The organism is Methylobacterium sp. 285MFTsu5.1, from assembly GCF_000383455.1.
In the GTDB taxonomy this organism is placed as follows: domain Bacteria; phylum Pseudomonadota; class Alphaproteobacteria; order Rhizobiales; family Beijerinckiaceae; genus Methylobacterium.
In genome coordinates this window covers 108,321-135,027 of sequence record NZ_KB911272.1, presented here as the reverse complement: position 1 = coordinate 135,027, position 26,707 = coordinate 108,321, and the positions used below count along the sequence as shown (strand labels likewise).

General features: G+C 71.3%; 24 protein-coding genes. 9 read left to right on the top strand and 15 right to left on the bottom strand.

Translation table 11 applies throughout. The features are described 5' to 3' along the window. Positions 1 to 48: 48 nt before the first annotated feature. Positions 49 to 969, bottom strand: coding sequence for a metallophosphoesterase (locus tag H288_RS0107465; RefSeq protein WP_020091969.1), 921 nt, complete (start codon positions 967 to 969; stop codon positions 49 to 51). A 183-nt stretch (positions 970 to 1,152) separates the two neighbouring features. On the opposite strand from H288_RS0107465, the gene hemC reads away from it, so the two are divergent. Both hemC and H288_RS0107455 read left to right on the top strand, forming a co-directional pair. Then, a complete protein-coding gene (gene hemC / locus H288_RS0107460) occupies positions 1,153 to 2,076 on the top strand; it encodes a hydroxymethylbilane synthase (RefSeq protein ID WP_020091968.1) in 924 nt (307 codons plus the stop codon). A 10-nt stretch (positions 2,077 to 2,086) separates the two neighbouring features. Further along, complete coding sequence (locus H288_RS0107455; RefSeq protein ID WP_051123722.1) at positions 2,087 to 2,998, top strand: PhzF family phenazine biosynthesis isomerase; 912 nt, start codon at positions 2,087 to 2,089, stop codon at positions 2,996 to 2,998. A 50-nt stretch (positions 2,999 to 3,048) separates the two neighbouring features. On the opposite strand, the gene H288_RS36240 is transcribed toward H288_RS0107455, so the two are convergent. The 4 genes from H288_RS36240 to H288_RS0107435 all read right to left on the bottom strand — a co-directional run bounded on the left by H288_RS36240 (position 3,049) and on the right by H288_RS0107435 (position 7,450). After that, positions 3,049 to 3,177, bottom strand: coding sequence for a hypothetical protein (locus H288_RS36240; protein WP_020091966.1), 129 nt, complete (start codon positions 3,175 to 3,177; stop codon positions 3,049 to 3,051). A gap of 22 nt (positions 3,178 to 3,199) precedes the next feature. After that, positions 3,200 to 4,270 carry a phytoene/squalene synthase family protein gene (locus H288_RS0107445; RefSeq protein WP_026604757.1) on the bottom strand — a complete coding sequence of 357 codons (1,071 nt, stop codon included), beginning with the start codon at positions 4,268 to 4,270 and terminating at the stop codon, positions 3,200 to 3,202. After that, entirely contained in the window at positions 4,251 to 5,774 is a 1,524-nt protein-coding gene (locus tag H288_RS0107440; RefSeq protein WP_020091964.1) for a phytoene desaturase, read from the bottom strand. The genes H288_RS0107445 and H288_RS0107440 overlap by 20 nt, the downstream gene beginning before the upstream one ends. Before the next feature lie 74 nt (positions 5,775 to 5,848). Beyond that, the gene (locus tag H288_RS0107435) at positions 5,849 to 7,450 is read right to left on the bottom strand and encodes a hypothetical protein (protein ID WP_106735906.1); all 1,602 of its coding nucleotides are present in this window, start codon (positions 7,448 to 7,450) and stop codon (positions 5,849 to 5,851) included. Between the two features lie 279 nt (positions 7,451 to 7,729). Between H288_RS0107435 and H288_RS0107430 the strand changes: the two genes are divergently transcribed. From H288_RS0107430 to H288_RS0107420, 3 genes are all read left to right on the top strand, one after another. Further along, a complete protein-coding gene (locus H288_RS0107430; protein WP_020091962.1) occupies positions 7,730 to 8,701 on the top strand; it encodes a GDP-L-fucose synthase in 972 nt (323 codons plus the stop codon). A gap of 77 nt (positions 8,702 to 8,778) precedes the next feature. Then, the gene (locus tag H288_RS0107425) at positions 8,779 to 9,801 is read left to right on the top strand and encodes a lipase (protein WP_020091961.1); all 1,023 of its coding nucleotides are present in this window, start codon (positions 8,779 to 8,781) and stop codon (positions 9,799 to 9,801) included. 3 nt (positions 9,802 to 9,804) lie between these two features. Then, positions 9,805 to 10,503: a GDSL-type esterase/lipase family protein gene (locus H288_RS0107420; RefSeq protein WP_020091960.1), complete on the top strand. Its 699-nt coding sequence runs from the start codon at positions 9,805 to 9,807 to the stop codon at positions 10,501 to 10,503. On the opposite strand, the gene ilvD is transcribed toward H288_RS0107420, so the two are convergent. After that, positions 10,504 to 12,333 carry a dihydroxy-acid dehydratase gene (ilvD, locus tag H288_RS0107415; RefSeq protein ID WP_026604756.1) on the bottom strand — a complete coding sequence of 610 codons (1,830 nt, stop codon included), beginning with the start codon at positions 12,331 to 12,333 and terminating at the stop codon, positions 10,504 to 10,506. It lies immediately after the preceding gene. Positions 12,334 to 12,460: 127 nt separating this feature from the next. Here ilvD and ade point away from each other — a divergent pair, with 127 nt between their 5' ends. Then, positions 12,461 to 14,182, top strand: a complete 1,722-nt coding sequence (gene ade / locus H288_RS0107410; RefSeq protein ID WP_020091958.1) for an adenine deaminase — start codon at positions 12,461 to 12,463, stop codon at positions 14,180 to 14,182. A gap of 85 nt (positions 14,183 to 14,267) precedes the next feature. Further along, a complete protein-coding gene (locus H288_RS0107405; RefSeq protein ID WP_020091957.1) occupies positions 14,268 to 14,693 on the top strand; it encodes an organic hydroperoxide resistance protein in 426 nt (141 codons plus the stop codon). A gap of 114 nt (positions 14,694 to 14,807) precedes the next feature. On the opposite strand, the gene H288_RS0107400 is transcribed toward H288_RS0107405, so the two are convergent. The 6 genes from H288_RS0107400 to H288_RS0107375 all read right to left on the bottom strand — a co-directional run bounded on the left by H288_RS0107400 (position 14,808) and on the right by H288_RS0107375 (position 23,435). After that, positions 14,808 to 15,641: a MaoC family dehydratase N-terminal domain-containing protein gene (locus tag H288_RS0107400; RefSeq protein WP_020091956.1), complete on the bottom strand. Its 834-nt coding sequence runs from the start codon at positions 15,639 to 15,641 to the stop codon at positions 14,808 to 14,810. 1 nt (position 15,642) lies between these two features. Next, positions 15,643 to 16,791, bottom strand: coding sequence for an acyl-CoA dehydrogenase family protein (locus tag H288_RS0107395; RefSeq protein WP_020091955.1), 1,149 nt, complete (start codon positions 16,789 to 16,791; stop codon positions 15,643 to 15,645). A 10-nt stretch (positions 16,792 to 16,801) separates the two neighbouring features. Further along, the gene (locus H288_RS0107390) at positions 16,802 to 17,551 is read right to left on the bottom strand and encodes an SDR family oxidoreductase (RefSeq protein ID WP_020091954.1); all 750 of its coding nucleotides are present in this window, start codon (positions 17,549 to 17,551) and stop codon (positions 16,802 to 16,804) included. Positions 17,552 to 17,585: 34 nt separating this feature from the next. Further along, positions 17,586 to 18,731 carry a CaiB/BaiF CoA-transferase family protein gene (locus H288_RS0107385; RefSeq protein WP_020091953.1) on the bottom strand — a complete coding sequence of 382 codons (1,146 nt, stop codon included), beginning with the start codon at positions 18,729 to 18,731 and terminating at the stop codon, positions 17,586 to 17,588. 236 nt (positions 18,732 to 18,967) lie between these two features. Next, on the bottom strand, positions 18,968 to 22,132 hold the full coding sequence (locus H288_RS0107380) for an efflux RND transporter permease subunit (RefSeq protein ID WP_020091952.1): 3,165 nt from the start codon (positions 22,130 to 22,132) through the stop codon (positions 18,968 to 18,970). 49 nt (positions 22,133 to 22,181) lie between these two features. Further along, positions 22,182 to 23,435 (bottom strand): efflux RND transporter periplasmic adaptor subunit, encoded by a 1,254-nt coding sequence (locus H288_RS0107375; RefSeq protein ID WP_020091951.1) that lies wholly within the window; start codon positions 23,433 to 23,435, stop codon positions 22,182 to 22,184. A gap of 255 nt (positions 23,436 to 23,690) precedes the next feature. Here H288_RS0107375 and H288_RS0107370 point away from each other — a divergent pair, with 255 nt between their 5' ends. Further along, positions 23,691 to 23,918, top strand: coding sequence for a hypothetical protein (locus H288_RS0107370; protein ID WP_020091950.1), 228 nt, complete (start codon positions 23,691 to 23,693; stop codon positions 23,916 to 23,918). A gap of 448 nt (positions 23,919 to 24,366) precedes the next feature. Next, positions 24,367 to 24,546, top strand: a complete 180-nt coding sequence (locus tag H288_RS0107365) for a hypothetical protein (protein WP_020091949.1) — start codon at positions 24,367 to 24,369, stop codon at positions 24,544 to 24,546. Here H288_RS0107365 and H288_RS0107360 read toward each other — a convergent pair whose 3' ends face one another. From H288_RS0107360 to H288_RS36390, 3 genes are read right to left on the bottom strand one after another with little or no spacing between them, the layout of a single operon-like run. Next, positions 24,547 to 24,702 carry a hypothetical protein gene (locus H288_RS0107360; RefSeq protein WP_020091948.1) on the bottom strand — a complete coding sequence of 52 codons (156 nt, stop codon included), beginning with the start codon at positions 24,700 to 24,702 and terminating at the stop codon, positions 24,547 to 24,549. It lies immediately after the preceding gene. Positions 24,703 to 24,751: 49 nt separating this feature from the next. Then, positions 24,752 to 25,366 carry a cysteine hydrolase gene (locus H288_RS0107355; RefSeq protein WP_020091947.1) on the bottom strand — a complete coding sequence of 205 codons (615 nt, stop codon included), beginning with the start codon at positions 25,364 to 25,366 and terminating at the stop codon, positions 24,752 to 24,754. Beyond that, complete coding sequence (locus H288_RS36390; protein WP_020091946.1) at positions 25,363 to 26,616, bottom strand: GNAT family N-acetyltransferase; 1,254 nt, start codon at positions 26,614 to 26,616, stop codon at positions 25,363 to 25,365. The genes H288_RS0107355 and H288_RS36390 overlap by 4 nt, the downstream gene beginning before the upstream one ends. Between the last annotated feature and the right edge of the window lie 91 nt (positions 26,617 to 26,707).

Below are 26,707 nucleotides of genomic sequence, written 5' to 3'. Positions count from 1 at the left end.
CTTCACCGATGCGGCGACCGTCGGCGTCCGCGTGACGCGCTCGCGTGCTCAGCTGGCGGTCGCGGACGCGTCCGACGTGCCGAGCTCGAGGAGGACGATCTCCGGAGGGACGCCCATCCGCACTGGGATCCGGCTCATCCCGAAACCGCCCGAGACGATCATGTGGCGGCCGTCCTGGACGATGTGGCCGTAGGAGTAATCGTGGCCGCGCACCTTCCGGATGGCGGGGGCGTGGCCGAACAGCCGGACCTGGCCGCCATGGGTGTGGCCGGCGAGGGTCAGCGAGACGCGGTCGGGCACGGAGACGAAGATGTCGGGTTCGTGGGCCATCAGGATCACGGGCGCCGAGTCCGTGACCGCTCGCAGCGTTCGCGGCAGGTCGGCCAGGCTGAACGTGCTCCACGCGTTGAGGAACGGCAGCTGGTCGCCGAGCCCGGCCAGCCAGAACGGCCGCCCGTCCTTCACGAGGCGCACGGCCTGATTCTCCAGGACCGGGATGCCCTGCGCCTCCAGCAGGCGCCGCACCGCCGGAACGCCGCGGCCGGCCCGCTGGACGGCGTGGTCGTCCCACCAATCGTGGTTGCCGAGGATCGCGTGCGTGCCGAGGGGCGCCTTCAGCTCCGTCATCATCCGGGCGAACTGGTCGAGCGGCAGCTTGCGCCACGCGATGCGCCCGGCCGGGTAGTCGCCGAGCAGCAGGACCAGATCGGGCGCGAGGGCGTTGGTGGCCGCGACGATCTCCGCCACCCGGTCGAACGGCATGTACGGCTCGCAGATGTGGAAATCCGCCAGCACCGCCACCCGCAGGCGCAGCGCCGGATCCCAGCGCGGCAGGGACGGCGCGTAGGACGTGACCACGAGCCGGTGCAGCGGCTCGACGTCGAAGGCGTAGACGCCCGTCGCGGCGGTGAGGCCGGCGCCCACGCCGAGCCCGGTCAGGAACTGCCGGCGGCTCGGCATGATCAGCATCGCGATAAGACCTGTAGGCTCCAGAACCCGCCGGGGTCCCGCTAGGCGCGCAGTCCGGCGAAAGCGGGGCGGGCCGCCTTCACGGCCGCGAGACCCTGGCCCGAAACCGGTTGACGGAATGTGGCCTGCCGCCGCGCTCGGTCTATAAGGCAGTGTCTCGTCCAGCGAAGCGATCCGGAACAGATGTTGAACCGCCCCCTGCGCATCGGCACCCGCGGCTCTCCGATGGCGCTCGCGCAGACCGGGATGGTGCGCGACCGGATCGTGGCGGCCAATCCGGGCCTCGAGACCGAGCTGGTGGTCGTGACCACCGTGGCCGACAAGATCCTGGACCGGCCCCTGTCCGAGATCGGCGGCAAGGGCCTGTTCACCAAGGAACTCGAGCAGGCCCTGTTCGCCGGCGAGGTCGACGTCGCCGTGCATTCGATGAAGGATGTGGAGACCTGGCTCCCCGACGGTCTCACCATCGCCTGCATCCTCGCGCGCGACGACCCGCGGGACGCGTTCCTGTCGCCGCACGCCGACGGACTGGCGGGGCTGCCGGCCGGCGCCCGGGTCGGGACCTCGTCGCTCCGCCGCGGCGCGCAGGTGCTGATGCGACGGCCCGATCTCCGAGTGGTCCCGCTGCGGGGCAACGCCAACACCCGGATGCGCAAACTCGAGGCCGGCGAGTGCGACGCGACGCTCCTCGCCATCGCGGGCCTGGAGCGCCTCGGCCTGGAGAGCATGGCGCGCAGCGTCCTGTCGGTCGAGGAGATGCTGCCGGCCGTGGCGCAGGGCGCCCTGGGCATCGAGTGCCGCTCGGACGACGCGGCGATCCGCGACCTCCTGGCGCCCATCGCCTGCGCGCGGACCACCATCGCGGTCTCGGCCGAGCGGGCGCTGCTCGCGGAACTCGACGGATCCTGCCGGACGCCCATCGCCGCCCTGGCGCAGATCGACGGGGACACTCTGCGGATCGACGGGCTGCTGTTCCTGCCCGACGGCAGCCGCCACTGGGCGGCGTCCCGGCAGGGACCCGTCGCGGAGGCGGAGCGGATCGGCCGCGAGGCGGGCGCGGCCCTCAAGGCGGCGGCCGGCGACACCTATACCCGCCACCTCCAGTGAGGGCCGGCCGATGCCCCGCGTGACTGTGGTCGACGTCTTCACGCACGCCGGCACGGGCGGCAATCCCTGTCCCGTCGTCTCCGACGCGCGGGCCCTCGACGCGGAGGCCATGCGGGGCGTCGCCCGGCGGTACGGCCACGAATCGGGCTTCGCGCTGCCGGCCGATGACCCGGCCCACGATCTGCACCTCCGCTTCTTCGTGCCGAACCACGAGATGGAGATGTGCGCCCACGCCACGATCGGCGTCCTGTGGGTGCTCGCCCGCGAGGGGCGCCTCCCGGACGGGTCGGTCCGCATCGCCACCGGCAGCGGTTCCGTAACGGGGTTCGTCAGCCCGCGCGGCGCGGATGCTTGGAGCGTCGCGATCACGCAGTCGGTCGGCCGCGTGCGGCCCCTGACGGACGAGCAGATCGCCGCAGCTCAAGCGGCGCTCGGAATCGGGCGCGACGCCCTCGCTGCGCGGCCGGTCCACAACGCTGTGACGTCCCGGATCAAGACGCTCGTGCCGATGCGCGACTCGGCGGCGCTGAACGCCCTCGCGCCCGCAAGCGATGCCGTCGAGGCTGCCTGCACGCGGATCGGGTCGACCGGGCTCTACCCCTACGCCGTGCTCGACGGCCCGGCCCGGCTGTTCGAGGCGCGGCAGTTTCCCCGCGCCTCCGGCTATCCCGAGGACGCCGCCACGGGCATCGCGGCCGCAGCCCTGGCCTTCGGGCTGTTGCAGGACGGCCTCATCGAGCCGGACGACCGTCCGATCCGGATCCTGCAGGGTCGGGCTATGGGCCGCCTGTCCGAGATCCGGGTGCGGCTCGGCTTCGTGGACGGCCGCCCGGTCGGGTGCCTGCTGGAGGGCGACGTCGCGCTCGCCGAATCCGCCGACCGCGTGACCGCGACGGATGAGGGCGGCCGGATCGCGGGGTAGTGGCTCACCGCGCCGTCACGGCCCGGAGGCCGCCGTCGGTAACCGTGGCCTCAATCCGCCTTGCCGTCCCGGTCGCGGCGGATGCTGCGGCGGACCGCGATGAGCTGCCAGACCCCGACACCCAGCGCCAGGGCGAAGACGAGTCCGATATCGAGGGCGGCGAACAGCCCGTCGCGCACCGATGAGCCTCCGCCGCGTCGATCAGGACGGTGCGGAGCGGCCGAACGCCTCGCGCTCGCGCATCCGCTCGATCAGGTCGAGGACGTGCACGACCCGGCCGCCGACGTCCCACCAGGGCCGCAGCGCCGGGCGCGCGCGCATCGGCAGGACCGGCTCGGCCGCCACGGCCTCGATCAGGAACGCCGTCTCGGGAAGCGGGGCCGCGCCGAGGCCGGCCGCGTCCGCGGGCGTTCGGATCGCGCGGACGATCAGGGCGAGCTTCCGCGCCGTCGTGACCCGGGCGCGGTGGCGGACCGAATCGTAGCCCTGCGCCGCGACGACCCGGCCGATCTCGGCGTAGATCAGCCCCGCCGCCCGGATCGAGGGCCGGCAGCCGCGTGGCAGCACCGCGATGCCCGCCTCGGCGCGCGCGTAGAGGCTGTCCGCCTCGGCGAGGAGGCGGGCCACCACGCCGGCCAGGGCCGGGCTCGGCCGCGGATCGGCGAGGAACGCGTCCGGATCGAGCCCCGCCTCCCGCATCCAGTCCAGTGGCAGGTAGAGGCGGCCCATCCGCGCGTCCTCGCCGACGTCGCGCGCGATGTTGGTGAGCTGCATCGCGGCGCCGAGATCGCAGGCGCGGGCCAGCGCGTCGGGACAGCGGGTCCCCATGATCAGGGACATCATCGCCCCGACCGAGCCCGCGACCCGGGCAGCGTAGGCGTGGAGCGCCCCGAGATCGGCGTAGCGCCGGCCCTCGGCGTCCCAGGCGAAGCCCTCGATCAGCGCGCGCGGCAGCGCTTCCGGAATCGCGTGGGCCGCGACGATCTCCGCGAAGGCGCGGTCCGCCGGGGCGTCGGCGGGACGGCCCGCATAGGCCTGACCGATCCGGGCCTCGAGACGCGCCACGGCGCCGCGCCGGTCGGCCGGGCTCGCCGCATCGTCGACGAGATCGTCGGACAGCCGGCAGAAGGCGTAGAGGCCGTAAGCCGCCTCGCGCATGTCGGCCGGCAGCAGCTGGCCGGCCGCGAAGAAGCTCTTCGAACCGGCCCGGATCGCCATCCGGCAGGCGGTCCGGTCGGCCGCGGCGGCGAATTCAGGCGGTAACGCGGGCATCGGGGACCACGCTGTCGAGGATGCGGGCGGAGGACAGCACCCCGGGGAGGCCGGCCCCCGGATGCGTGCCGGCGCCCACGAGGTAGAGGTTGCGGACTGCGCTCGACCGGTTGTGCGGACGGAACCAGGCCGATTGCGTCAGCACCGGCTCCAGGCCGAATCCGGAGCCCCGGTAGCTCAGGAAATCGTCCTGGAAATCCAGCGGCGTCGTCACCTTCGAGGTCACGATGGCCTCCGACAGGCCAGGCATCACGCTCGCCTCGAGCAGGGCGGCGATCCGGCGCCGGTACGGTTCGGCGAGGGTCTGCCAATCCTGGCCGCCGGCGAGGTTCGGCACCGGGGCCAGCACGTAGAAGGCGTCGCATCCCGGTGGGGCGAGGCTCGGATCGGTGGCGGTCGGACGATGCAGGTAGAGGCTCGCGTCCTCGGCCAGCACCTTGCGGTCGAAGATGTCGGCGAGCAGGCCGCGGTATCGGGGCCCGAGCAGGATCGTGTGGTGATCCACCGCCGGGTAGCGCCGCTTGGTGCCGAAGTACCAGACGAATAGTCCCATCGACGAGCGGGCTCGCTGGAACCGCCCCGGGCTCCAGCGCTGCGCCTCCGGAAGCAGGCGCGCGTGCGTCACGGCCGAATCGGCGTTGGACACCACGACGTCGGCCGCGATCGTCTCGCCGCTGGTCAGGTCGACGCCGGTGGCCGCCCCCGCCTCGACCCGGATGCGCGCGACCTCGACGCCGAGGCGCAGGCGGCCGCCCTGCGACCGGATCAGCCGCACCAGCCCGTCGACCAGCTGCCCCGTACCGCCCATCGCGAAGTGAACGCCCCAGCGCCGCTCGAGGTCGGCGATCAGGCAGTAGATGGCGCTGGCCCGGAACGGGTTGCCGCCGATCAGGAGCGGATGGAAGCTGAAGACCGTGCGCAGCCGCTCGTCGCGGATGAAGCGCGCCACCACGTCGTGCACCGAGCGGTGTCCCGAGAGGCGCAGCAGGTCGGGCGCGATCTTGAGCATCGCGCCGACGCTGCCGAACGGCACGTGTCCGAGCTGCTCGAACCCGATCCGGCAGACGGCGCGGCTGTGCGCCATGAAGCGCTCGTACCCCGCGACGTCGTCCGGCGCGAAGCGGGCCACCTCGGCGCGCATCCGGTCCACGTCGCCGCTGTAGGCGAAGGACGTGCCGTCGGCGAAGCGGATCCGGTAGAAGGGATCCATCGGCACCAGCGTCACGTCGTCGGCGAGCCTGCGGCCGGCGAGCTGCCACAACTCCTCGAAGAGCTGGGGCGCGGTGACGATGGTCGGACCGGCGTCGAAGGTGAAGCCGTCCTGCCGGTGGACGCGGGCCCGTCCCCCGGGCTGCGCGAGGCGCTCCAAGACGGTGACGCGATAGCCGCGCGCGCCCAGCCGGACCGCCGCGGCGAGACCGCCGAAGCCCGAGCCGACCACGACGGCGTGCGGGCGCCGATCGATCTCTTGCGCAACCCGATGGTCGACCGCGAGTGTCAGCATTGCTTGACACTATCGCGGTCCTTTCACGCTGCGCAAGGACGAAATCAGGCGCGTCCCTGGTGATGATGGCCCTGTCAGAATTCGCCCGCGAGGCCGGCGCGGACACCGACGGCGTTGTCGCCGCCGTAGGCCACGCCCGCGGTCACCGCGATCGGGACGCAGCAGGTCGGCAACCGGTGCGCCACAGCGAGACCGCCGGCCCACTCGCCCCGGTAGGTCGCTCCGTTGGTGGCCCAGGTCGTCTTGCCCGGCGCCGACGGCATCGGCGCGGTCGCCATCGCGATGGCCATGGCGACGCCCTGCCGGGCCTCCTTGCGGGTCTGGATGGCGTAGCGCTGGACCGAGTCGGTCTTGGCTTCCAGGTTGTTGACCTGCGCCTGCACCGAATCGATCCGGTTGCCGAGGCCGGCGATCGTCGACGGTCCGTAGGCCGAGGCCGCGAGGTTACCGTTCGCGTCCGTGGTCACGAAGGCCGTCGCTCCGCTCTGGGCGGCGGCGCTCGCCTGCGAGGCGATGCCGGCCAGCGTGTAGGTGTTCGCGGAATTGCCGATCGCCACCTGGTTGGCCTGGGTCGTCTTCACGTTCGCGCCGATCGCGATCGTGTTGGCCTGATTGGCGGCCGCCCCGTTGCCGAGCGCGACGCTGTTGTTGCCGGCCGCCGAGGCGGCCGCACCGATGGCGGTGGATCCGGTCCCGGTCGCGCCGGCGACGAAGCCCAAGGCGGTGCTGCCGGCTCCGGACGCCGCGGAGGCCGTGCCGATCGCCGTTCCGCCGAGGCCCTGCGCGCTGGCCGCGTAGCCGAGGGCGACGCTGCCGGTGTTGGCCGCGCTGGCGCCCGTGCCGACCGCGGTCGAGGCCGTCCCGGCCGCGCTCGAACCGTAGCCCACCGCCAGCGCGTCGCTGCCGACGGCGATCGGCGCGGCCTGGTTGCTGGTGTTGTTCGCGGCGACGCCCGTGACGCTCGTGAGCTGCGAGAGCCTCAGCTCGTTGATGACGGTCTGCCCCTGGGACTGCGTCACGTTGCCGGTGATGATGTAGATGCCCTGATTGGACCCGCCACCAGTACCACCACCACCGGTTCCGCCTCCGCCGGTCCCACCCCCGCCGGTGCCGCCGCATGTGCCGCAGCCGCCCGTTCCGGTCCCTCCCGCGGTTCCCAGGGTCAGACCGGTGCCGAGCAGCCCGTCTCCCGGACCGGTCGTGCCGACGAGCACGCCGGTCCCGAGCACACCCCCGCCGGTGGTCCCGACGTTGAGCCCCGTTCCGAGGACGCCGGTCCCGGGAGCGGTGGTGCCGACCGTCACGCCGGTGCCGAGCACGCTGCCGCCGGTCGTGGTCCCGACATTGACGCCGGTCCCGAGGACGCCGGTCCCGGGATTGGTGGTGCCGACCGTGACGCCCGTGCCGAGAAGCCCGCCATTGGTCGTGCCGACATTGAGGCCGGTTCCGAGCACGCCGCTGCCGGGGCTGCTCGTGCCGATCGTGAGCCCGGTGCCGAGGATGCCATTCGTGGTTGTATCCAGCGCGCCGCGCAGGAGCTGCGCCTGGGCGGGTGTCGCCAGGGCCGTGCAGAGCAGGAGCCCGGCCGCGATCGGGATCGCGCGGGCGGCGCCCGGACGGAGGACAGCGATCGTCGCAGTCCGCGGCGTAACCGGGACGACGGTCAAGGGACGCATCTGGAACTCCATTGCTGCGCGGCCGGGGAGCGATTCCGATCCGGCCCTGCAACCCGCTGGTCGGCAAGCAGGAACGAGATGCAGCTTCTGGTAGAATGATTAACGCTAACTTTCAGTTGTATTTGGTTTCGTCGTTTCCCGTACAATGACGCGGTTCGCGGAGGCCGGCGTGCGCCCCGTGGCCCGCCTCAGAAAACGCGTGTTTGCGCGGCGATATCGCGCCGCAAAGGGGCTATAGGGGCTTGGAAATCCGAGCTTTCGGCAGGGAACGGACGCGTGATGGACGGTCGAGGTCAGACCATTTTCGTGGCGGGCCATCGCGGCATGGTGGGCTCGGCGATCGTGCGTCGCCTGCGTGAGCTCGGTCACGAGCGGATCCTCACGGCCGACCGCCGAACCCTCGACCTCCTCGATCAGGCCGCGGTCCGGCGCTTCTTCGCCGAGAACCGCATCGACCAGGTCTACCTCGCCGCCGCGCGCGTCGGCGGCATCCACGCCAACAACACCTACCCGGCCGAGTTCATCCACGAGAACCTGCTGATCCAGTCGAACCTGATCGACGCCGCGCACACGCACGGCGTCGACCGGCTGCTGTTCCTGGGCTCGTCCTGCATCTACCCGAAGCTCGCGCCCCAGCCGATGCGCGAGGACGCCCTGCTGACCGGGCTGCTCGAGCCGACCAACGAGCCCTACGCGATCGCCAAGATCGCGGGGATCAAGATGTGCGAGAGCTACAACCGGCAGTACGGGCGCCGCTATCGCAGCGTGATGCCGACCAACCTCTACGGCCCGAACGACAACTTCCATCCCGAGAACGCCCACGTGCTGCCGGCGCTGATGCGCCGCTTCCACGAGGCGAAGCGGGAGGGTCTGGCGAAGGTCACGGTCTGGGGCACCGGCCGGGCGATGCGCGAGTTCCTGCACGTCGACGACATGGCACGGGCCAGCGTCTACGTGATGGAGATGGACGACGCGGTCTACGCCGCGAACACGCGCCCCGACCTGTCGCACATCAACGTCGGGACGGGTGAGGACTGCACCATCCGTCAGCTCGCCGAGGCGCTCGCGCGGGTGATCGGCTACGCGGGCGAACTCGCGTTCGATGCGACCAAGCCCGACGGGACGCCGCGCAAGCTGATGGACGTGTCGCGGCTGCGGGCGATGGGCTGGCGGCCGGAGATCGCCCTCGAGGACGGCCTGCGCCAGACCTACGGCTGGTTCCTGGAGAACCACGCGACGCTGCGGAGCTGACCGGGCCCGCCGTCGCGCCGCCCGGCTCACCGACCATCGCACAGCCACCGGGCATCCGCCCGGCGAGGAGACGGACCATGGCCCACCGGCCGCCCGACGACAGCGCGGACGCGCGACGGCGGAAGTTCCTGCAGAGCTTCCAGAATTTCGACGCGAACAGCCGGTTTCCCGCGCCCTACGCGCAGTTCGCCGGGAAGCCGCTGACCGAGGCGTCCGGTCAGGGCTGGCGCTACGACGCCCTCGGGTATCGCAACGACGCGCACGCGGACGCGCGGCCGCCCTCCGAAACGCTGCGGGTCTTCGTCGTCGGCGACAGCACGCTGATCGACGGCCAGGTCTTCGCCGACACCGTGCCCGGACGGCTGGAGACCGGGCTGAAGCAGGTGCACGGACCCGGCGCGCGGGTCTACAATTTCGGCGCGGTCTCGGCCTGTCTCAACCAGATGATCGCCCTGATCACGACGCGGCTGATGGACCTGCAGCCCGACGTCATCCTGGTCGTCGGCGGCGCGACCGACATCTTCCAGCCTTGGAGCTTCGATCCGCGGGCCGGCGTTCCCTACAATCACTTCGCGAACGAGAGCCTCTACGACTACTTCTTCGACCCGAGGAAATCCGCCGAGGACGCGGAGGACCTGTCGTATGACGGCTTGCAGGCGATGATCTTCAATCGCCTCGAGAACCTGCGCGCGCTCACGAACTGGCAGTCCGACATCTGGGAATGGGAGGGGGTGCGGCAGTTCGAGCTGGCGCTCAGGCGCCTCGCGCGGCTCGCGCCCGGGATCGGCGCGCCGGTCCGGTTTCTCCTGCAGCCGACGGTCGTCCGCAAGGGGACGCTCGCGGGTGCGGAGGCCGGCGCCGCGTCCGGCGCGTTCCTCGCCTATCTCGACCGCCAGTACGAGCGCTTCGAGAATGTCCTCGGGCGGCTGGACACGGCCGACCGGGCCTTCGCGGCGCGGAACCTGAGCCGGCTGTTCGAGGCCGACACCCGTGCCCTGTTCACCGACATCGTCCACGTGACTTCGGAGGGGCGCCAAGTGATGGCCGACCGTCTCCAGGCGGAGGTGGTCGAGACGGTCGGGGCGGCGACGGCCGCCTGAGCCATGGCCGAACCGATCGTCTTCGTCGGCGACTCGATCACGGAGCTCTGGGGCTTCCACCGGGCCGGCACTTTCGAGGCCTACGGCCTCATCCCCCGTGGCGGCTCCGGCCAGACGGCGCGCTGGATCACCATGCGGTTCGCCCGCGACCTCGCGGAGACCGGCGCCCGGGGCGTGCATCTCCTGTGCGGCGTCAACGATATCGGCCGCAACGAGGGTGTCTTCGTCCCGGTCGAGGAGATCTGCCGCACGCTCGCCGGCATGCTCGACGAGGCCCGCGCCCTGGGCGTGAAGGCCTGGATCGGCTCGCTCACGCCGGTGGACGGCATCCCGTGGAACCCGGAGGTGCGGGACGCCCCCGCCATGATCGCTGCGGTCAACGCGTGGCTCCGGGACCACGCCCACGAGCACGGCGCGACGTTCGTCGATTACCACGCCGTGCTGGTGTCCGAGTCCGGTGGGCTCCGGCCGGATTACGGGACGGACGGGCTCCACCTGAGCCCGGCCGGATACGCGGCGATCGAGCCGTTGATGCTCCGGGCGCTGGGGCGCATCCCGGATGCCCCATCCGCCCCTGCCCTGTCGGTGAACGGTTCGCCCGCGAACACGGCCCGGTCCGTCCGCGCGCGCCTCATCGGCGCCGCGGTGGCGGCGGCGGCCCTGTTGGCCGCCATCGCCGCCCTGGTCCTCGAACTCCGCTGATCAGACCCGGCGCACCGCGCCGTGCGCCGCGCTCGTCGTGAGCATGGCGTAGGCGCGCAGGGCCGTGCTCACCTTCCGCTTGCGCGGCTTCGCCGGCTGCCAGCCCGCCGCCTCCTGAGCGGCCCGCCGCTGGTCGAGCTCCGCCGTCTCGACATCGAGGTGGATGCGCCGGTTCGGGATGTCGATGGCGATCCGGTCGCCGTCCCGCACGAGGCCGATGAGGCCGCCCTCGGCCGCCTCGGGCGAGACGTGCCCGATGGACAGGCCCGACGACCCGCCGGAGAACCGCCCGTCGGTGACGAGGGCGCAGGCCTTACCCAGTCCCTTCGATTTCAGGTAGCTCGTCGGGTACAGCATCTCCTGCATGCCGGGGCCGCCGCGGGGGCCCTCGTAGCGGATCAGCACCACCTCGCCGGCTGTGACCTTGCCGTTGAGGATGCCGTCGACGGCCGCGTCCTGGCTCTCGAACACGCGGGCGGTGCCCGTGAAGGTCAGGATCGAGGCGTCGACGCCCGCGGTCTTCACGATGCAGCCCTGCTCGGCGAGATTGCCGTAGAGCACGGCGAGGCCGCCATCCTGCGAGTAGGCGTGCGCCGCGTCGCGGATGACGCCGCCCTCCCGGTCGAGGTCGAGCGCGTCGAAGCGCGATTCCTGGCTGAACGCCACCTGGGTCGGCACGCCGCCCGGGGCCGCGCGGTAGAAGGTCTGGACCGAGGCGGCCGGTTCGCCGCGCACGTCCCAGCGGGCGAGCGCCCCGCCGAGCGTTCCGGCCGAGACGTTTCCGACGCCGGTGTCGATCAGGCCGGCCCGGTCGAGCTCGCCCAGGATCCCCATGATGCCGCCCGCCCGGTGGACGTCCTCCATGTGGACGTTGGCTACCGCCGGGGCGACCTTGCACAGCACCGGCACCCGCCGGGACAGCCGGTCGATATCGGCCATGGTGAAGGGCACCTCGCCCTCGTGGGCGGCGGCCAGCAGGTGCAGCACCGTGTTGGTCGAGCCGCCCATGGCGATGTCGAGGGTCATGGCGTTCTCGAACGCCTGGAAGCTCGCGACCGCGCGCGGCAGCACGCTGGCGTCGTCCTGCTCGTAGTGGCGGCGGGCCAGATCGACGATCAGATGGCCGGCCTCGACGAAGAGGCGCTTGCGGTCGGCGTGGGTGGCGAGCACCGAGCCGTTGCCCGGCAGCGCCAGACCCAGCGCCTCGGTGAGGCAGTTCATCGAGTTCGCCGTGAACATGCCCGAGCAGGAGCCGCAGGTCGGGCAGGCGGAGCGCTCGATGACGGCGACGTCCTCGTCGGAGATCCGGTCGTCGGCCGCCGCGATCATCGCGTCGACGAGGTCGACCTTCCTGGCGATGCCCGGCAGCTGCACCTTGCCGGCCTCCATTGGGCCGCCCGAGACGAAGACGGTCGGGATGTTGAGGCGCAGCGTCGCCATCAGCATGCCGGGGGTGATCTTGTCGCAGTTCGAGATGCACACCATCGCGTCGGCGCAGTGCGCGTTGACCATGTACTCGACGGAATCGGCGATCAGCTCGCGGGACGGCAGCGAGTACAGCATCCCATCGTGGCCCATCGCGATCCCGTCATCGACCGCGATGGTGTTGAACTCCTTGGCGACGCCGCCGGCCGCCTCGATCTCCCGGGCGACGAGCTGGCCGAGGTCCTTCAGGTGGACGTGGCCCGGCACGAACTGCGTGAAGGAGTTCACCACCGCGATGATCGGCTTGCCGAAATCCGAATCCTTCATGCCGGTGGCGCGCCAGAGGCCGCGGGCACCGGCCATATTGCGGCCGTGGGTGGTGGTGCGTGAGCGATAGGCAGGCATCGAGAGCTTCGACTGGTTCAAAGGTGAAGGGCTTCTGCGCCCGCGCCCGCGCATCCGCAAGCGTCGCCGGGAGACCGGCACCCGTGGCATGCTTCTGGCGGATGGCAGGAGGGAGGGGCGGATCGCGATGACACAGGTGGATTTCCTCCGGCGCGCGATCGCGCAGGGTCAGGGCCGGGCCGAAGCCGATCTGGTCCTGAAGGGCGGCCACTTCCTCGACCTCGTCACCGGCGACCTCGTCGCCTCCGACATCGCGATCTGCGGCGACTGGATCGTCGGGACCTTCGGGCGGTATCGCGGCACCCGGGAGATCGACGTGTCCGGCAAGGTCGTGGTGCCGGGCTTCATCGACACGCATTTCCACGTCGAGTCGTCGCTGATGCCGCCGCAGGAATACGAGCGGTGCGTCCTGCCGCACGGCGTCACCACCGGGATCTGCGACCCGCACGAGATGGCCAACGTGCTCGGCACCGACGCCTTCACGTGGTTCCTCAGATCCTCCGAGACGCTGGCGATGGATCTGCGGGTGCAGCTCTCGTCCTGCGTGCCGGCCACCGACCACCTGGAGACCTCGGGCGCCCGGATCGAGGCGCAGGATCTCCTGCCCTTCGCGACGCACCCGAAGGTGATCGGCCTCGCCGAGTTCATGAACTTCCCGGGCGTGCTGGCGGGCGATGCGGGCGTGCTGGACAAGCTCGCGGCCTTCCAGGGGCGGCACATCGACGGGCACGCGCCGCTCCTGCGCGGCCTCGCGCTCAACGGCTACATCGCGGCGGGCATCCGCACCGAGCACGAGGCGACATCGCCCGAGGAGGCCCGCGAGAAGCTGTCGAAGGGCATGACCGTGCTGATCCGCGAGGGCTCGGTGTGCAAGGACCTGCACGCCCTCGCGCCGATCCTGACCGAGCGGACGGCGCCGTTCCTGGCCTTCTGCACCGACGACCGGAATCCCCTCGACATCGCCGAGGAGGGGCACCTCGACTTCGTCATCCGCACGGCCATCGCCCTCGGCGTGCCGCCGCTGGCCGCCTACCGGGCGGCCTCCTGGTCGGCGGCCCGCGCCTTCGGGCTGCACGACCGGGGCCTCGTCGCGCCCGGCCAGCGCGCCGACCTCGTGGTGCTCGACGATCTCGCCGCCTGTGCCGTGTCGCAAGTCCTCAGCGCGGGCCGGCCGGTGGACGCCGCGCTCTTCGACGCGCGCGCGTCGATCGAGCCGATCGGCCGCCGGAGCGTGCGGGCGCGGCACGTGACGGCCGCCGACTTCGCCGCTCCGGGCTCCGGGCCGTCGACGCCGGTGATCGGCGTCGTGCCCGGCAAGATCATCACCCTGCGGCACGACCTGACCCTGCCCTATTCCGGCGGCGAGCGCCGGATCGACCTCGACCAGGACGTCATCAAGGTCGCGGTGGTCGAGCGCCACGGCCGGACACAGCCGGGCGCGCGCGGCGTCGGGGTCGCGTTCGTGAAGGGGTTCGGCCTCAAGCGCGGCGCCATCGCTTCGTCGGTCGGGCACGACAGCCACAACATCACGGTGGTCGGGGCGGACGATGCCGACATGGCCGTGGCGGTAAACCGGCTCGGCGCGATCGAGGGCGGCTTCGTGGTGGTCGAGGGCGGCCGGGTGCTGGCCGAGATCGCGCTGCCGGTCGCCGGGCTCATGAGTCTCATGCCGTTCGACGCCATCCGCCGCTCGCTCGTAACCTTGCGCGACGCGGCGCGAAGCCTGGAGGTCGTCCTCCCGGAACCCTTCCTGCAGGTGGCCTTCCTGCCCCTGCCGGTGATCCCCCACCTGAAGATCACCGATCGAGGGCTCGTCGATGTCGACCGCTTCGCGCTGATCGATCCTTGAAATTAGATTGCGCGCAATCTAAATGGGCTGTGCGGAGGCGAGTCGGCGCCTACATGCCGGCGGCATCCCCAAACCGGAGAGTCCCATGCCCGTAGACGTGAAGTACCGTACCACCGCCACGGCCACCGGCGGCCGCGACGGCGCCGCCCGGACTGCCGACGGCAGCTTCGAGGTCAAGCTCTCGACCCCGAAGGAGCTCGGCGGCGCGGGCGGTCCGGGCGCGAACCCGGAGCAGCTCTTCGCGTCCGGCTACTCGGCCTGCTTCCTCGGCGCCATGAAGGCCGTCGCGCCGTCGCTGCAGCTGAAGGTCCCGGCCGAGACCACCGTCACCGCCGATGTCGGCATCGGCCCGCGCTCCGAGGGCGGCTTCGGCATCACCGCCGACCTGACCATCAGCCTCCCGGGCCTGGACCGCGCCGACGCGCAGAAGCTCGTCGACGCCGCCCATCAGGTCTGCCCTTACTCCAATGCGACCCGCGGCAACGTCAACGTCGGCCTGAAGCTGGCCTGATCCCGCCCGGGGCCGGCCCGCGGACGCGTCCGCGGGCCGCTTTTTTCGCGCGCAACGCGACGGCGGTGCCGATCCCGGCCCAATCTCGGATGCGGACCGAGCGTCCGCGGCCGCTCACCCGTCGGCCCGGGCCCGCATGCAGACATGCCCCCCCGCGTCGAGGGTCACGCCCTCGAACGCCGTCCCGGCGACCCGCCCGCAGACCCGAAACACCTGGTTCGCCGTCATCGGCGCGACCGCACGATACGTGAATGTCCGCGGCACGCGTCCGAGGAGCGTCGCGGCGAGGTTCATCAGCAGCGTCGCCTGCATCGGGCCGTGCACGACGAGGTCGGCGTAGCCTTCCACCCGCGTCGCGTAGGGCTGGTCGTAGTGGAAGCGGTGGCCGTTGAAGGTCATCGCCGAGTAGCGGAACAGCAGCGTCGGCGTCGCCGGCACCTCCCAGATCACCGCGTAGGATTCGGAACCGTCGCGCTCGGGCGCGGCGCCGCTTCCCGTCTGTGCGCCCGCCGCCTCGCGGTAGACGATATCCTGCCGGTCGCGGATCGCGACGCCCCGTTCTGTCGAGACCGTGTGGTCGACGGTGACGAAGCACAGGCTCCCGCTCCGCCCGCTCTTGAAGGCGACGTCCCGCACGGTCTCGGTGCGCGTGACCGTGTCCCCCGCGCGCAGGTCCGAGAGCGTCTCGATCTCGCCCCCCGCCCACATCCGCCGGGGCAGCGGCACCGGGGGCAGGAAGCCGCCCTTGGCGGCGTGGCCGTCGGGCCCGAGGGAGTCGGCCGTCGGCGTCTCGGGCGCGAGGCACCAGTGCAGGGCCGGCGGCGCGATCCCGTCGGCGACCGGCGCCAGGTGCGGCGCGAAGGTCGCGCGGAACTCGGCGAGGAGGCGCGGCGTGACGAGGTCGGACGCGTCCCGCGCGCGGCCGATCCAGGCGCTGAGATCGGTCATGTCAGTACGAGCGCGGCAGGCCGAGCACGTGCTCGGACAGGTAGGCGAGGATCAGGTTCGTGGAGATCGGCGCGACCTGATAGAGGCGCGTCTCGCGGAACTTGCGCTCCACGTCGTACTCCTCGGCGAATCCGAAGCCGCCGTGGGTCTGGATGCAGGCGTTCGCCGCCTCGAAGGACGCGTCGGCGGCGAGCATCTTGGCCATGTTGGCCTCGGCCCCGGGATTGGCCCCGCCCTCGTAGAGGGTCAGCGCCTCGCGGACCATCAGCTCGGCCGCGCGCATGTTCGCGTAGGCCTTCGCGATGGGGAACTGCACGCCCTGGTTGGCACCGATCGGCCGGCCGAAGACGGTCCGCTCGCCGGCATAGGCCCGGGCCCTGTCGATGAACCACTTGGCGTCGCCGACGCACTCGGCGGCGATCAGGATCCGCTCCGCGTTCATGCCGGACAGGATGTAGCGGAAGCCTTTGCCCTCCTCGCCGATGAGGTTCTGCGCCGGAACGCGGAGATTGTCGAAGAACACCTCCGTGGTGGCGTGGTTCATCATCGTGCGGATCGGCCGGATCGTCAGGCCGTTGCCCTTGGCCGCGCGCATGTCGACGAGCAGCACCGACAGCCCGTCCGTGCGCTTCATGCCCTCGGCCCGCGGCGTGGTGCGGGCGAGGAGCAGCATCAGGTCCGAATGCTCGGCGCGGCTGGTCCAGATCTTCTGGCCGTTGACGACGTAGTGGTCGCCCTCCAGGCGGGCCGTCGTCTTCAGGCTGCCGGTATCGGTGCCGGAGGTCGGCTCGGTCACGCCGAAGGCTTGGAGCCGCAGGCGGCCCTCCGCGATGCCCGGCAGGTACTCGGCCTTCTGCGCCTCCGAGCCGTGCCGCAGCAGCGTGCCCATCGTGTACATCTGGGCGTGGCAGGCGCCGCCGTTGCAGCCCGCCCGCTGCACCTCCTCGAGGATCGCGGCGGCCGCCGAGAGCGGCAGGCCGGAGCCGCCGTACGCCTCGGGAATCAGCACCGACAGGTAGCCGCTCTCGTTCAGCGCGTTCACGAATTCAATCGGGTAGGCCATCTCCCGGTCGAGGGCCCGCCAGTACGGTCCCGGGAAGCCGGCGCAGAGCTTGGCGACCGCCTCGCGGATCTCGGTATAGGCTTCCATCGGGGGCTCCTCAGGCCGTGCGGCCGCCGTCGACGGGGAGATCGACGCCGGTGATGAACGCCGCCTCGTCGGAGGCGAGGAACAGGGCGGCGGCGGCGATGTCGCTCGCCTCCGACAGGCGCCCGAGCGGGATCGTGGCGATGAAGCGGTCGCGGTTCTCGGGCGTGTCGAGGACGCCCATGAAGTGCTCGAGGAGCCCCGTGGCGCCCATGACCGGGCAGAGGGCGTTCACACGGATCTTCCAGGGCGCCAGCTCCAGGGCCAGCGACTTCGAGGCGAGGCTCGCCGCGCCCTTGGAGGCGTTGTACCACGTCAGACCCGGGCGCGGCCGCAGCGCCGCCGTCGAGCTGACGTTGAGGATCGCGCCGCCGCCCGCGTCGCGCATCAGCGGGGCGACTTCCCGGACGTAGTGGAAGATCGACTTCACGTTGACCCGGAAGACCCGGTCGAAATCCTCCTCCGTCACCTCCATCAGCGGCTTGTTGCGGTGGGTGGTGCCGGCGTTGTTGACGAGAATGCTCGGCACGCCGAAGCGCTGCCGCGTCTCGGCGACGCTGGCGGCGACGTCAGCGGCCAGCCCGACATCGGCGGCGATCGCGATGGCGTTGTCGCCGAGCGCCGCCGCGACGCGCCCGGCCGCCGCGCCGTCGATGTCCACGCAGGCCACCTTGGCGCCCTCCGCGGCGAAGCGCTGGGCGATCCCGGCCCCGAAGCCGCTGCCGGCCCCCGTCACGAGCGCGATCTTGCCGTCCAGTCTCATCGTCTCCTCCCGCCCATTCCGATGCGCTGTCAGATCACTGTCCTCGAGCCCGGGGCGCGAATTCCGCGCGGATCCGCGCCCCGTGCTCGTCGATGGCCGGGACCGGTCCGAGGGCGCGGACCGCGCCGTCGATCAGCACCGGCGGCGCCACGATCCGGGCCGGCCCCGAAGGCGTCCGGACCTCCGCGCGGATCAGCGCGGGGTGCGTGGCGAGGTCCGCCAGCGTGTTGACGAAACCGTAGGCGGTGCCCGCCGCCTTCAGCCGGGCGGCGGCCGCGTCGCGGGTCAGCCGCACCAGCGCGGCGCCGATGCGCAGGTCGACCGCGGCGCGGTTGGCCACACGGGCGTTGTTGGACGCGAAGCCCTCGGCCCGGGCGAGCTCCGGCTCCCGGAGCACGCCGGCGCAGAAATTCCCCCACTCGCGCTCGTTCTGGATCGAGATCAGCACGAGGCTGCCGTCGGCCGTGGGGAAGGCGCCGTAGGGACAGATCGACGGGTGCGCGAGGCCGACCCGCTGGGGCGCCTTGCCGGTCCCCTCGAAGTAGAGCAGCGGCACGTTCATCCAGTCGGCGGCGCCGCTGAACAGGCTGACCTCCAGGGCGCAGCCCTGCCCGGTGATCCCGCGGGCGATCAGCGCCTCGAGGACCGCGGCGTGGGCGTCCATCCCGCAGGCGACGTCGCAGACGGAGACGCCGACGCGGCCGGGCCCCGCCGGGTGGCCGGTGATCCCGGTGAGCCCGCTCTCGGCCTGGACCAGCAGGTCGTAGGCCTTCATGTCGCTGTAGGCGTTGCCGGCGCCGTAGCCGGAGATGTCGACGGTGATCAGCCGGGGGTAGCGCGCGCGCAGCTCCGCCGAGCCGAAGCCCGCCCGGGCCGCCGCGCCGGGGGCGAGGTTCTGCACGAACACGTCGGCCTGGGCGAGGATCGCGTGCAGCAGGCGGGCGTCGGCCGGATCCTTGATGTCGGCGACGAGGCTCTCCTTGCCGCGGTTGAGCCAGACGAAGTAGCTCGCCAGCCCGTTGACCGCCGCGTCGTAGCCGCGGGCGAAATCCCCCTCCGGCCGCTCGATCTTGATGACCCGGGCCCCGGCATCGGCGAGCCGCGAGGTGCAGTAGGGCGCGGCGACGGCCTGCTCCAGGGCGAGCACGGTCAGCCCTCGCAGCGGCAGGTTCTGGCTCATCCGCATCCTTCGGCTTCCCGCGGTCTCAGAGGGCCGGTGCCGCATGAACTGGAACGGCGAGAAGCCCCGCCAAGCGGGCCGCGGTGACAGGGCTGCCCGGCCATTGGCTTCGGGACGTCGCTTTCGCCGCGCTCAGCGTCTTTGCGAGCGGAGCGAAGCAATCCAGGGAAGCGCGACGTCGGCGAGCGCGGCGTATCTGGATCGCTTCGCTCCGCTCGCAGAGACGGCGGTCGGCCTCACTCCGCCGCGCGCAGCGTTGGCGGGCCGCGGACCTCCTCCAGCGGCTCGGGGTCATCGAGCGCCCCGTCCACCGCCCGCGGCTTGTCGCGGAACGAGAAGCGGTGCGCCAGCCGGTCGAGGTAGATGTAGATCACCGGCGTGGTGAACAGCGTCAGCACCTGGCTGACCGCGAGGCCGCCCACCATGGCGTAGCCCAAGGGCTGCCGGATTTCCGAGCCGGTCCCGGTGGCGACCATCAGCGGGATGCCGCCGAGCAGGGCCGCCATCGTGGTCATGAGGATCGGCCGGAAGCGCAGCAGCGCGGCCTTCCGGATCGCGACCTCGGGCGAGAGACCCTCCTCCCGCTCGGCGACGATGGCGAAGTCGACCAGCATGATGCCGTTCTTCTTCACGATGCCGATGAGGAGGATGATGCCGATCAGCGCGATCAGGCTGAAGTCGAACCCCGCCCACATCAGCACCGCCAGGGCGCCGACGCCGGCCGAGGGCAGCGTCGACAGGATGGTGATCGGGTGGATGAAGCTCTCGTAGAGGATGCCGAGGATCAGGTAGACCACGAACAGGGCCGCCAGGATCAGCAGCGGCACCGTCGAGAGCGATTGCTGGAAGGCCTGGGCGGTGCCCTGGAAGCCGCTCACCACGGTCGGCGGGACCTGCAGCTCCCGCATCGCCCGGCCGATCGCCTCTGTGGCCTGCCCGAGGGCGACGTCGGGGGCGAGGTTGAAGCTGATCGTCACCGCCGGGAACTGCCCCTGGTGGTTCACGGCCAGCGGCGCCACCGGAACCGTCGTCCAGCGGGCGAAGGCCGCGAGCGGCACCTGCCCGCCGCCGATCGGCGCCTTGATGTAGATCTTGTCGAGGCTCTCGACGCTGCCCTGCAGCGCCGGCAGAACCTCCAGGACGACGTGGTAGCTGTTGAGCTGCGTGAAGTACTGCGCGATCTGGCGCTGGCCGAACGCGTCGTAGAGCGTGTCGTCGATGAGCTGGGGCGTGATGCCGTAGCGCGAGGCGGCGTCCCGGTCGATCGACAGCGTCAGCGTCGTGCCGCGGGTCTGCTGGTCGGTGGCGACGTCGCGCAGCTCCGGCAGCGTCTTCATCTTGTCGAGGATGCGCGGCGCCCAGGTGTTCAGCTCGGCGATGTCCGGGTCCTGGAGGGTGTACTCGAACTGCGTCCGCGAGGTGCGGCCGCCGGTGCGCACGTCCTGGGTCGCCTGGATGAAGGTCCGGATGCCCTCGACGCGTTCCAGTTTGGGGCGCAGCCGGCCGATCACCTGGAAGGCGTTGACGTCGCGCTCGTCGCGGGGCTTCAGCGTGATGTACATGCGCCCGGAATTGAGCGCTTGGCCGTTGCCGCCGAGCGACATGCCGACGGTGGCGACCGCGGGATCGGCCTGGACGATCGCGCCGACCTTCTCCTGCAGCGCCTTCATCGCCGAGAAGGAGATGTCCTGCGACGCCTCGGTGACGCCGATCATGAAACCGGTGTCCTGCTGCGGGAAGAAGCCCTTCGGGATGGCGACGAACAGGTAGCCGGTCAGCGCCAGCGTGGCGAAGAAGACCAGCAGCGTGACGCGGCGGAAGCGCAGCGCGACGTCGAGGGCGTCGGCGTAGACCGCGAGCAGCCAGTCGAAGGCGGCCTCGCTCATGCGGTAGAGGCGGCCGTGGCGCTCGGCGTCGTGGGACTTCAGCAGCCGCGAGGCCATCATCGGGGTCAGCGTCAGAGACACGAAGGCCGAGACCGCGATGGTCATCGACAGCACCACGGCGAACTCGCGGAACAGCCTTCCGATGATGCCGCCCATCAGCAGGAGCGGGATCAGCACGGCGATCAGCGACACCGAGATCGACACGATGGTGAAGCCGATCTCGCCCGCGCCCTTGAAAGCGGCCTCCATGGGCCGCATCCCCTCCTCGACGTAGCGGCTGATGTTCTCCAGCACGACGATGGCGTCGTCGACCACGAAGCCGACCGAAATCGTCAGGGCCATCAGCGAGAGGTTGTCGAGGGTGTAGCCCGCCATCCACATCAGCGCGCAGGCGCCGAGCAGCGCGAGCGGCACGGTCACGCTCGGGATCACGGTCGCCCAGAAGCTGCGCAGGAAGACGAAGATCACCCCGACGACCAGCACGATCGTCAGCAGCAGGGTGAACTGCACGTCCTCGACCGAGGCGCGGATGGTCTGCGTGCGGTCGCTCAGGATGCCGACCTTGATGGCGGCCGGCAGTGTGGCGGTCAGGCGGGGCAGCTGGGCCTTGATGCTGTCGACCGTGTCGATGACGTTGGCGCCGGGCTGCTTGAACACGACCAGGAAGATGCCGCGCTTGCCGTTGGTCCAGCCGGCCTGCTTGGTGTCCTCGGGGCCGGCGACCGCCTGTCCGATGTCGCGGACGCGCAGCGGCGCGCCGTCGCGATAGGCGACGATGACGTCGTTCCAGTTGTGGGCTGCGGTGAGCTGGTCGTTGGCGTAGATGGTGTAGCTGTGGCTGCCGCCGTCGATGCTGCCCTTCGGGTTGTTGACCGTGGTGAGGGTGAGCTGCGCGCGCACGTCCTCCAGCGACAGGCCCTTGGCCACGAGCTTGGCCGGGTCGATCTGGATCCGCACGGCGGGCTTCTGCTGGCCGCCGATGAAGACCTGCGCGACGCCCGAGATCTGGCTGATCCGCTGGGCGAGCTGGACGTCGACCGCGTCGTCGACGTCGATCAGCGGCATGCTGTCGGAGGTGGCCGAGAGCAGCAGGATCGGCGAATCGGCCGGATTGACCTTGCGGTAGGTCGGCGGGGTCGGGAGGTTCTTCGGGAGCTGGCCGCTGGCGGCATTGATCGCCGCCTGGATGTCGCTCGCGGCGCCGTCGATGTTGCGGTTGAGGTCGAACTGGACCGTGACCGTCGAGATCCCGAGGGAGCTCGTCGAGGTCATCTGCGACACGCCGGGAATCTGCGAGAACTGCCGCTCGAGGGGCTGCGCCACCGACGAGGCCATCGTCTCCGGGCTGGCCCCGGGGAGCTGCGCGGTCACCTGGATGGTCGGGAAATCCACCTGCGGCAGCGGCGCGACGCCCAGCAGCGGATAGGCCACGATCCCGAGGAACAGGATGCCGACCATGATCAGCGTGGTCGCCACCGGGAACCGGATGAACGGTGCCGAGATGCCGCCCTTCATGGCCGGGCCCCGCGCGGGGACGCGCCCGCCGTGAGGCGTCCGGCGCGCGTCACTGGACCGCCTCCGCCTGCGCGGTGTGGGCCGCGTGCGGATCGGCCACGAGGCTGCCGTCCTGCACCTTGTACTGGCCGGCGACGATCACCCGCTCGCCGGGCCGGAGGTCGCCGCTGAGAACGCGCGTCCGCCCCGAATCCGAGCGGCCCGCCTTCAGCGCGCGCTGATGCGCCCGGCTGGCATCGTCCACCACGAAGGCGAACAGCCCGTCGGGCCCGTGCTGGATCGCGTCGTCCGGCACCGTCGTGGCGACCGCGACCGTGCCGACCCGCATCTTGGTCGAGACCGACAGGCCCGGCCACAGCGCGTGGTTCTTGTTCTCGTAGACGGCCTTGAGGCGGATCGTGCCCGTCGCGGTGTCGACCTGATTGTTGAACAGGGCGAGCTTGCCGTCGGCGAGCTTGGTCAGCCCGTCCGACGTCCAGGCCTCCACCGGCACGTCACCGGCCTTGAGGGCCGCGGTGATGGCGGGCAGCTGATCCTCCGGGGCCGTGAACACCACGAAGATCGGCTCGACCTGGGTGATCGTCACGATCGGGGTCTGGCCGGCCGCGTTGACGATGTTGCCGATATCGACCTGCCGGAAGCCCGTGACGCCGTCGATGGGCGCGCGGATCGTGGCGTAGCCGAGCTGCGTCGTGGCGTTGTCGATGGCCGCCTGGTCGGACGCCACCTGCGCGGTGAGCTGGGCGACCAGGGCCGTCTGCGTCTCGGTCTGCTGCCGGGAGGCGAAGGCGCCCAGCCCGGTGTAGCGGACGAGGTCCGCCTTCGCGTTGCCGAGGTTGGCCGTGTCCTGCTCCTTCTTGGCCTTCGCCTGATCCAGCGCCGCCTGGTAGGGCCGCGGGTCGATCTGCACGAGCACGTCGCCCTTGCGGACGGTCTGACCCTCGCGGAACGCGACCTGCTGGATCTCGCCGTCGACGCGCGTGCGCACCTGAACGGTGTTGTACGCCTGGACGGTGCCGAGACCGTTCGACACGAGGGCGAACGGCCCCTGCTCGACCGTGCCGAGGGTGACGGGCACCGGCAGCGGGGCCGCCGCCCGGGACTTCACCGCGGGCTGATTCAGGCGCGTGTAGCCGTAGGCGCCGCCGCCCGCGACGGCGAGCAGCAGGAGGATCAGGCCGGCCGCGCCCGAGCGCTTCTTCGCCGGTTTGGTCGCGGCGCGACGCGCGTCGCCGTGGCGCCGGTCCGTGACCGTCTCGTCCGCGCGAGACCCGTCGCGGTCGTGCACGTCCTCACTCAGCATGCGCCGCTATCCGCCCGTTGATCCGACCGCTTCGCGGGCCGGGATAATTTTGCATTCAATAGCATACAATGGCCGCGCCGGACATCGCGGCGCTCCCCGGATCGCGGCAATGTTCCGTGAGCGGAAAGCGTGCTACCGCCGCCGAGAGTGGGCCGCGCCGCGGGGCCCGACGCCCCGCGCGGACGACAGGCGCCCGGCGTGCCCGCGCGGGACGGCCGCCGACGCCGCGCCGAGGATGTGAGACCGGGACGCCGCATGGCCTCGACCCTGGAACTGGACGGCCTGAACGAACTGCGCGACGCGCTGATCGAGGAGCGGCAGATCATCGTCGCGTCGGTGCGCAAGCTGCGCGACGCGCGGCGGCAGAAGGGCACCTTCGTGCTGGGCGACGGCGCGGATGCCGGGCCGCGGCTGGTCGCCGTGCAGGAGCAGATCGTGGTGGTCGAATCCATCATCGCCGCGCTGACGCGAACCCGGGCCTGAGGTGCTCGCGGTCCGATCGGACGCACCCGTGCGGTGCCCGGGCCCTGGCCGATACCGGTCGGGATTGTCACAGTTCGGTGTCCGAGATGTTTCTGAGGGCTCGCGGCGTGCGCGGCCCCGTGCGGACACTGTTCGAGGCGGCGGGCTGCGTGGCCGGTCGCGTATTCATCGATTATCGTCAATAGATTATTGAATTCATGTCCGGGCAGGCGCCGAAACAGCGGCTCCGGATGCAATTCGGTCCAGCCGGATCATCGCCCCGGTCGATCGACCGCCGTCAGCCTCCCCATCCGCGCCGATCTACGATCCGGTGTTCGGTTTGCCGGCGATGGATTGCGCCGCGCGTGACGATCCCGTCGGCTTGTACAGGATCTGCTCAACTTTCGGGCTGGACGATCGCGATCCTGTCCTGTTAGCGGACCGCATCTCAAGGCGCGGAACCTCGAACATGGACGCCTTCGATCACGCCAATATCGCGCGCGATGCCGACGAAACCGTCGATTCGCCTCTCGAGCATGAGCTCGTCGTGCTCTGGCGGGCGCTCGCCGCGGACCGGCGCGCCCAGGACGAGCGGACCGCGCGCCTGCGCGCGATGCGCCTCATCGGCGGCGAGGACGGCGCCGACTGATCACGCGGTCTCCGGCGCGCCGCCCGGCAGCCGGCTCGCCAGCACGAAGCCGACCGCCATCGCCATGGCCTCGGCCTGCGCGATCAGCGTCGGCTCGCCGGCCTCGCGCGCCGCCTGCAGCAGCTCGATCGCGTGCCGGCCAAGGCGCAGGTCCACATCGTCGCCGGCCGGGACCCCCTCCGGAATCCCGTGATTCTGGCTTCGGTCAGTCATTGGCGTGCGTGGGTCTCGAAGCTGTGGGCAGGGGCCTGAAAGGCGCCGAGGCCGCGATCCAGGATTGCGTGTCGGTGACGTCGCCGAACACCCGCATCACCGCGCTCACCGACCGGTGGATCTCGTCGGCGGAGATCCCGTCGAGGTCGTGGCTCGCGGAGGCGTCGGACAGGAAGGTCACGTCCTGGCCGCGGTGGAAGCCGTCGACCGCCGTCGCGAGGCAGGACGACTCGCCGGCGAAGCCCGCGATGACGAGCGGCGGCGATCCCCGCTCCATCGCGTCCGCGAAGGCGGGGCTGGCGTAGCAGGACGGGCGGTCCCGGTCGAAGATCATGTCGCAGCCGTGCGGCTCGAACCCCTCGATCCAGCGGACGAAGCGGCTGCCCGCCTGGAACAGCGGCGCGCCGATCCAGCGGACGTACACGACCTGCATGCCGCTCGCGCGGGCATGCGCGAGGGCGCGCCGGCAGTTGGAGAGCGCGGGCTCGATCCCCGCCAGGGCGAGCGGGCGGCCCGCGATCTCGTATTCCTGCTGCATGTCCACCAGCACCAGGGCGGGGACGCTGCGCGGCCGGCGATACAGCGCCGGGTTGATCGGCCGGTTCATCGCGCGGCCACCGCCCGGTCGACGGACGGGCGGGTCACGGCGCGGCTCCGCGAGCGGTCGAGGGCGCCCGCCCGGTGCCAGCGCCCCTCCGGCCGGATGATGACGTAGGGGTCGGCGCCGAGGCCGATCGCCTGCGGGTGCGGCTCCGCCTCCATCAGCATCTCGACGTAGTCGAAATCCGAGAAGACCAGCTCCTGCGCGCCCTCGAAGACGCGGAAGCCGAAGCGGCTCCAGAAGCCGACGAGGCGCTTCTGGGCGTGGCCGTAGAGCTGGCGGTAGCCCTTGACCCGGGCCAGCTCGATCCCGGCGCGGACCAGCGCGAAGGACAGGCGCGTGTTGCGGAACTCGGCCCGGACCGCGAGGCGCTCGATCTTGGCGAAATCCGCGAAGAACCGGATGCGCAGGCAGCCCGCCGGCTCGTCGCCGACGTAGCCGATCAGGTGCGTCGCCGAGAGGTCGTTGCCGTCGAATTCCTCCTCGTACGGGCAGGCCTGCTCCGCCATGTAGACGGCGGCGCGCAGGGCGATCACGCGGGACAGGTCCTCCATGTTCCGCGCGACCGCGACGCTGATGCCGGTCCCGCCGGACCGGTGGGTGTCGTACGGGGGCGCCGGCTCCGCCTTCGGCGCGCGGGCGAAATGGTACAGGGCGCCGCGGGCGGAGGTCTGTGCCGTGAAGCCGAGAGTCGTCAGGAGGTCGGCCCCCTCGGGGGTGGCCGCGCGGGCGTAGAAGTCGACGCCCCGGTAGGTCGGGCTCGACAGACGGTCGAAGACGAGGCCGACGCCGCCGGAGAGGCGCCGCCGCGCGTAGACGGCCCAGACGTAGATCCCGGCCGGGCGTTCGTGCTGGCCGGCCAGCATCGCGGCGGGCGGATCGGACGCGTCGAGCGTCCCGGCCTTGAGCGCCGCCAGGCCGTCGGCGTTCAGCATCAGGCAGGCCACGAACCCCTCGCCCCGCGGATCCGCGGCGTCGAACCGGTGGCGCTGGGCGATCGCCAGGACGCTGTCGGGATTGATCGACATCACCCGCTGGACGGTGCGCAGGGGCGCGAGATCGGGCAGATCCGCGCGCGCCGACGCGATCAGCCGCGCCAGATCGTCCGGGGTCGGCGTGAAGACGACGAGGTGCCGGGCAATTCGGCCGACCTCGAGCGCATTCAGCGCGTGCCGCGGCTCGGGAGAGACTAGCGCTGTACCGAGTTGATCGGCGTCCTTGGCCACGAACTGCGCGCGAGCAATGTGCACCGTCATCGGATGACCTGACATTCGGGTACGGATTGACGGTTAAGCACTTCGCATCTAGCGCTCTGGCTGTATGTGCAAAATTTGAAACAGGGGTGTT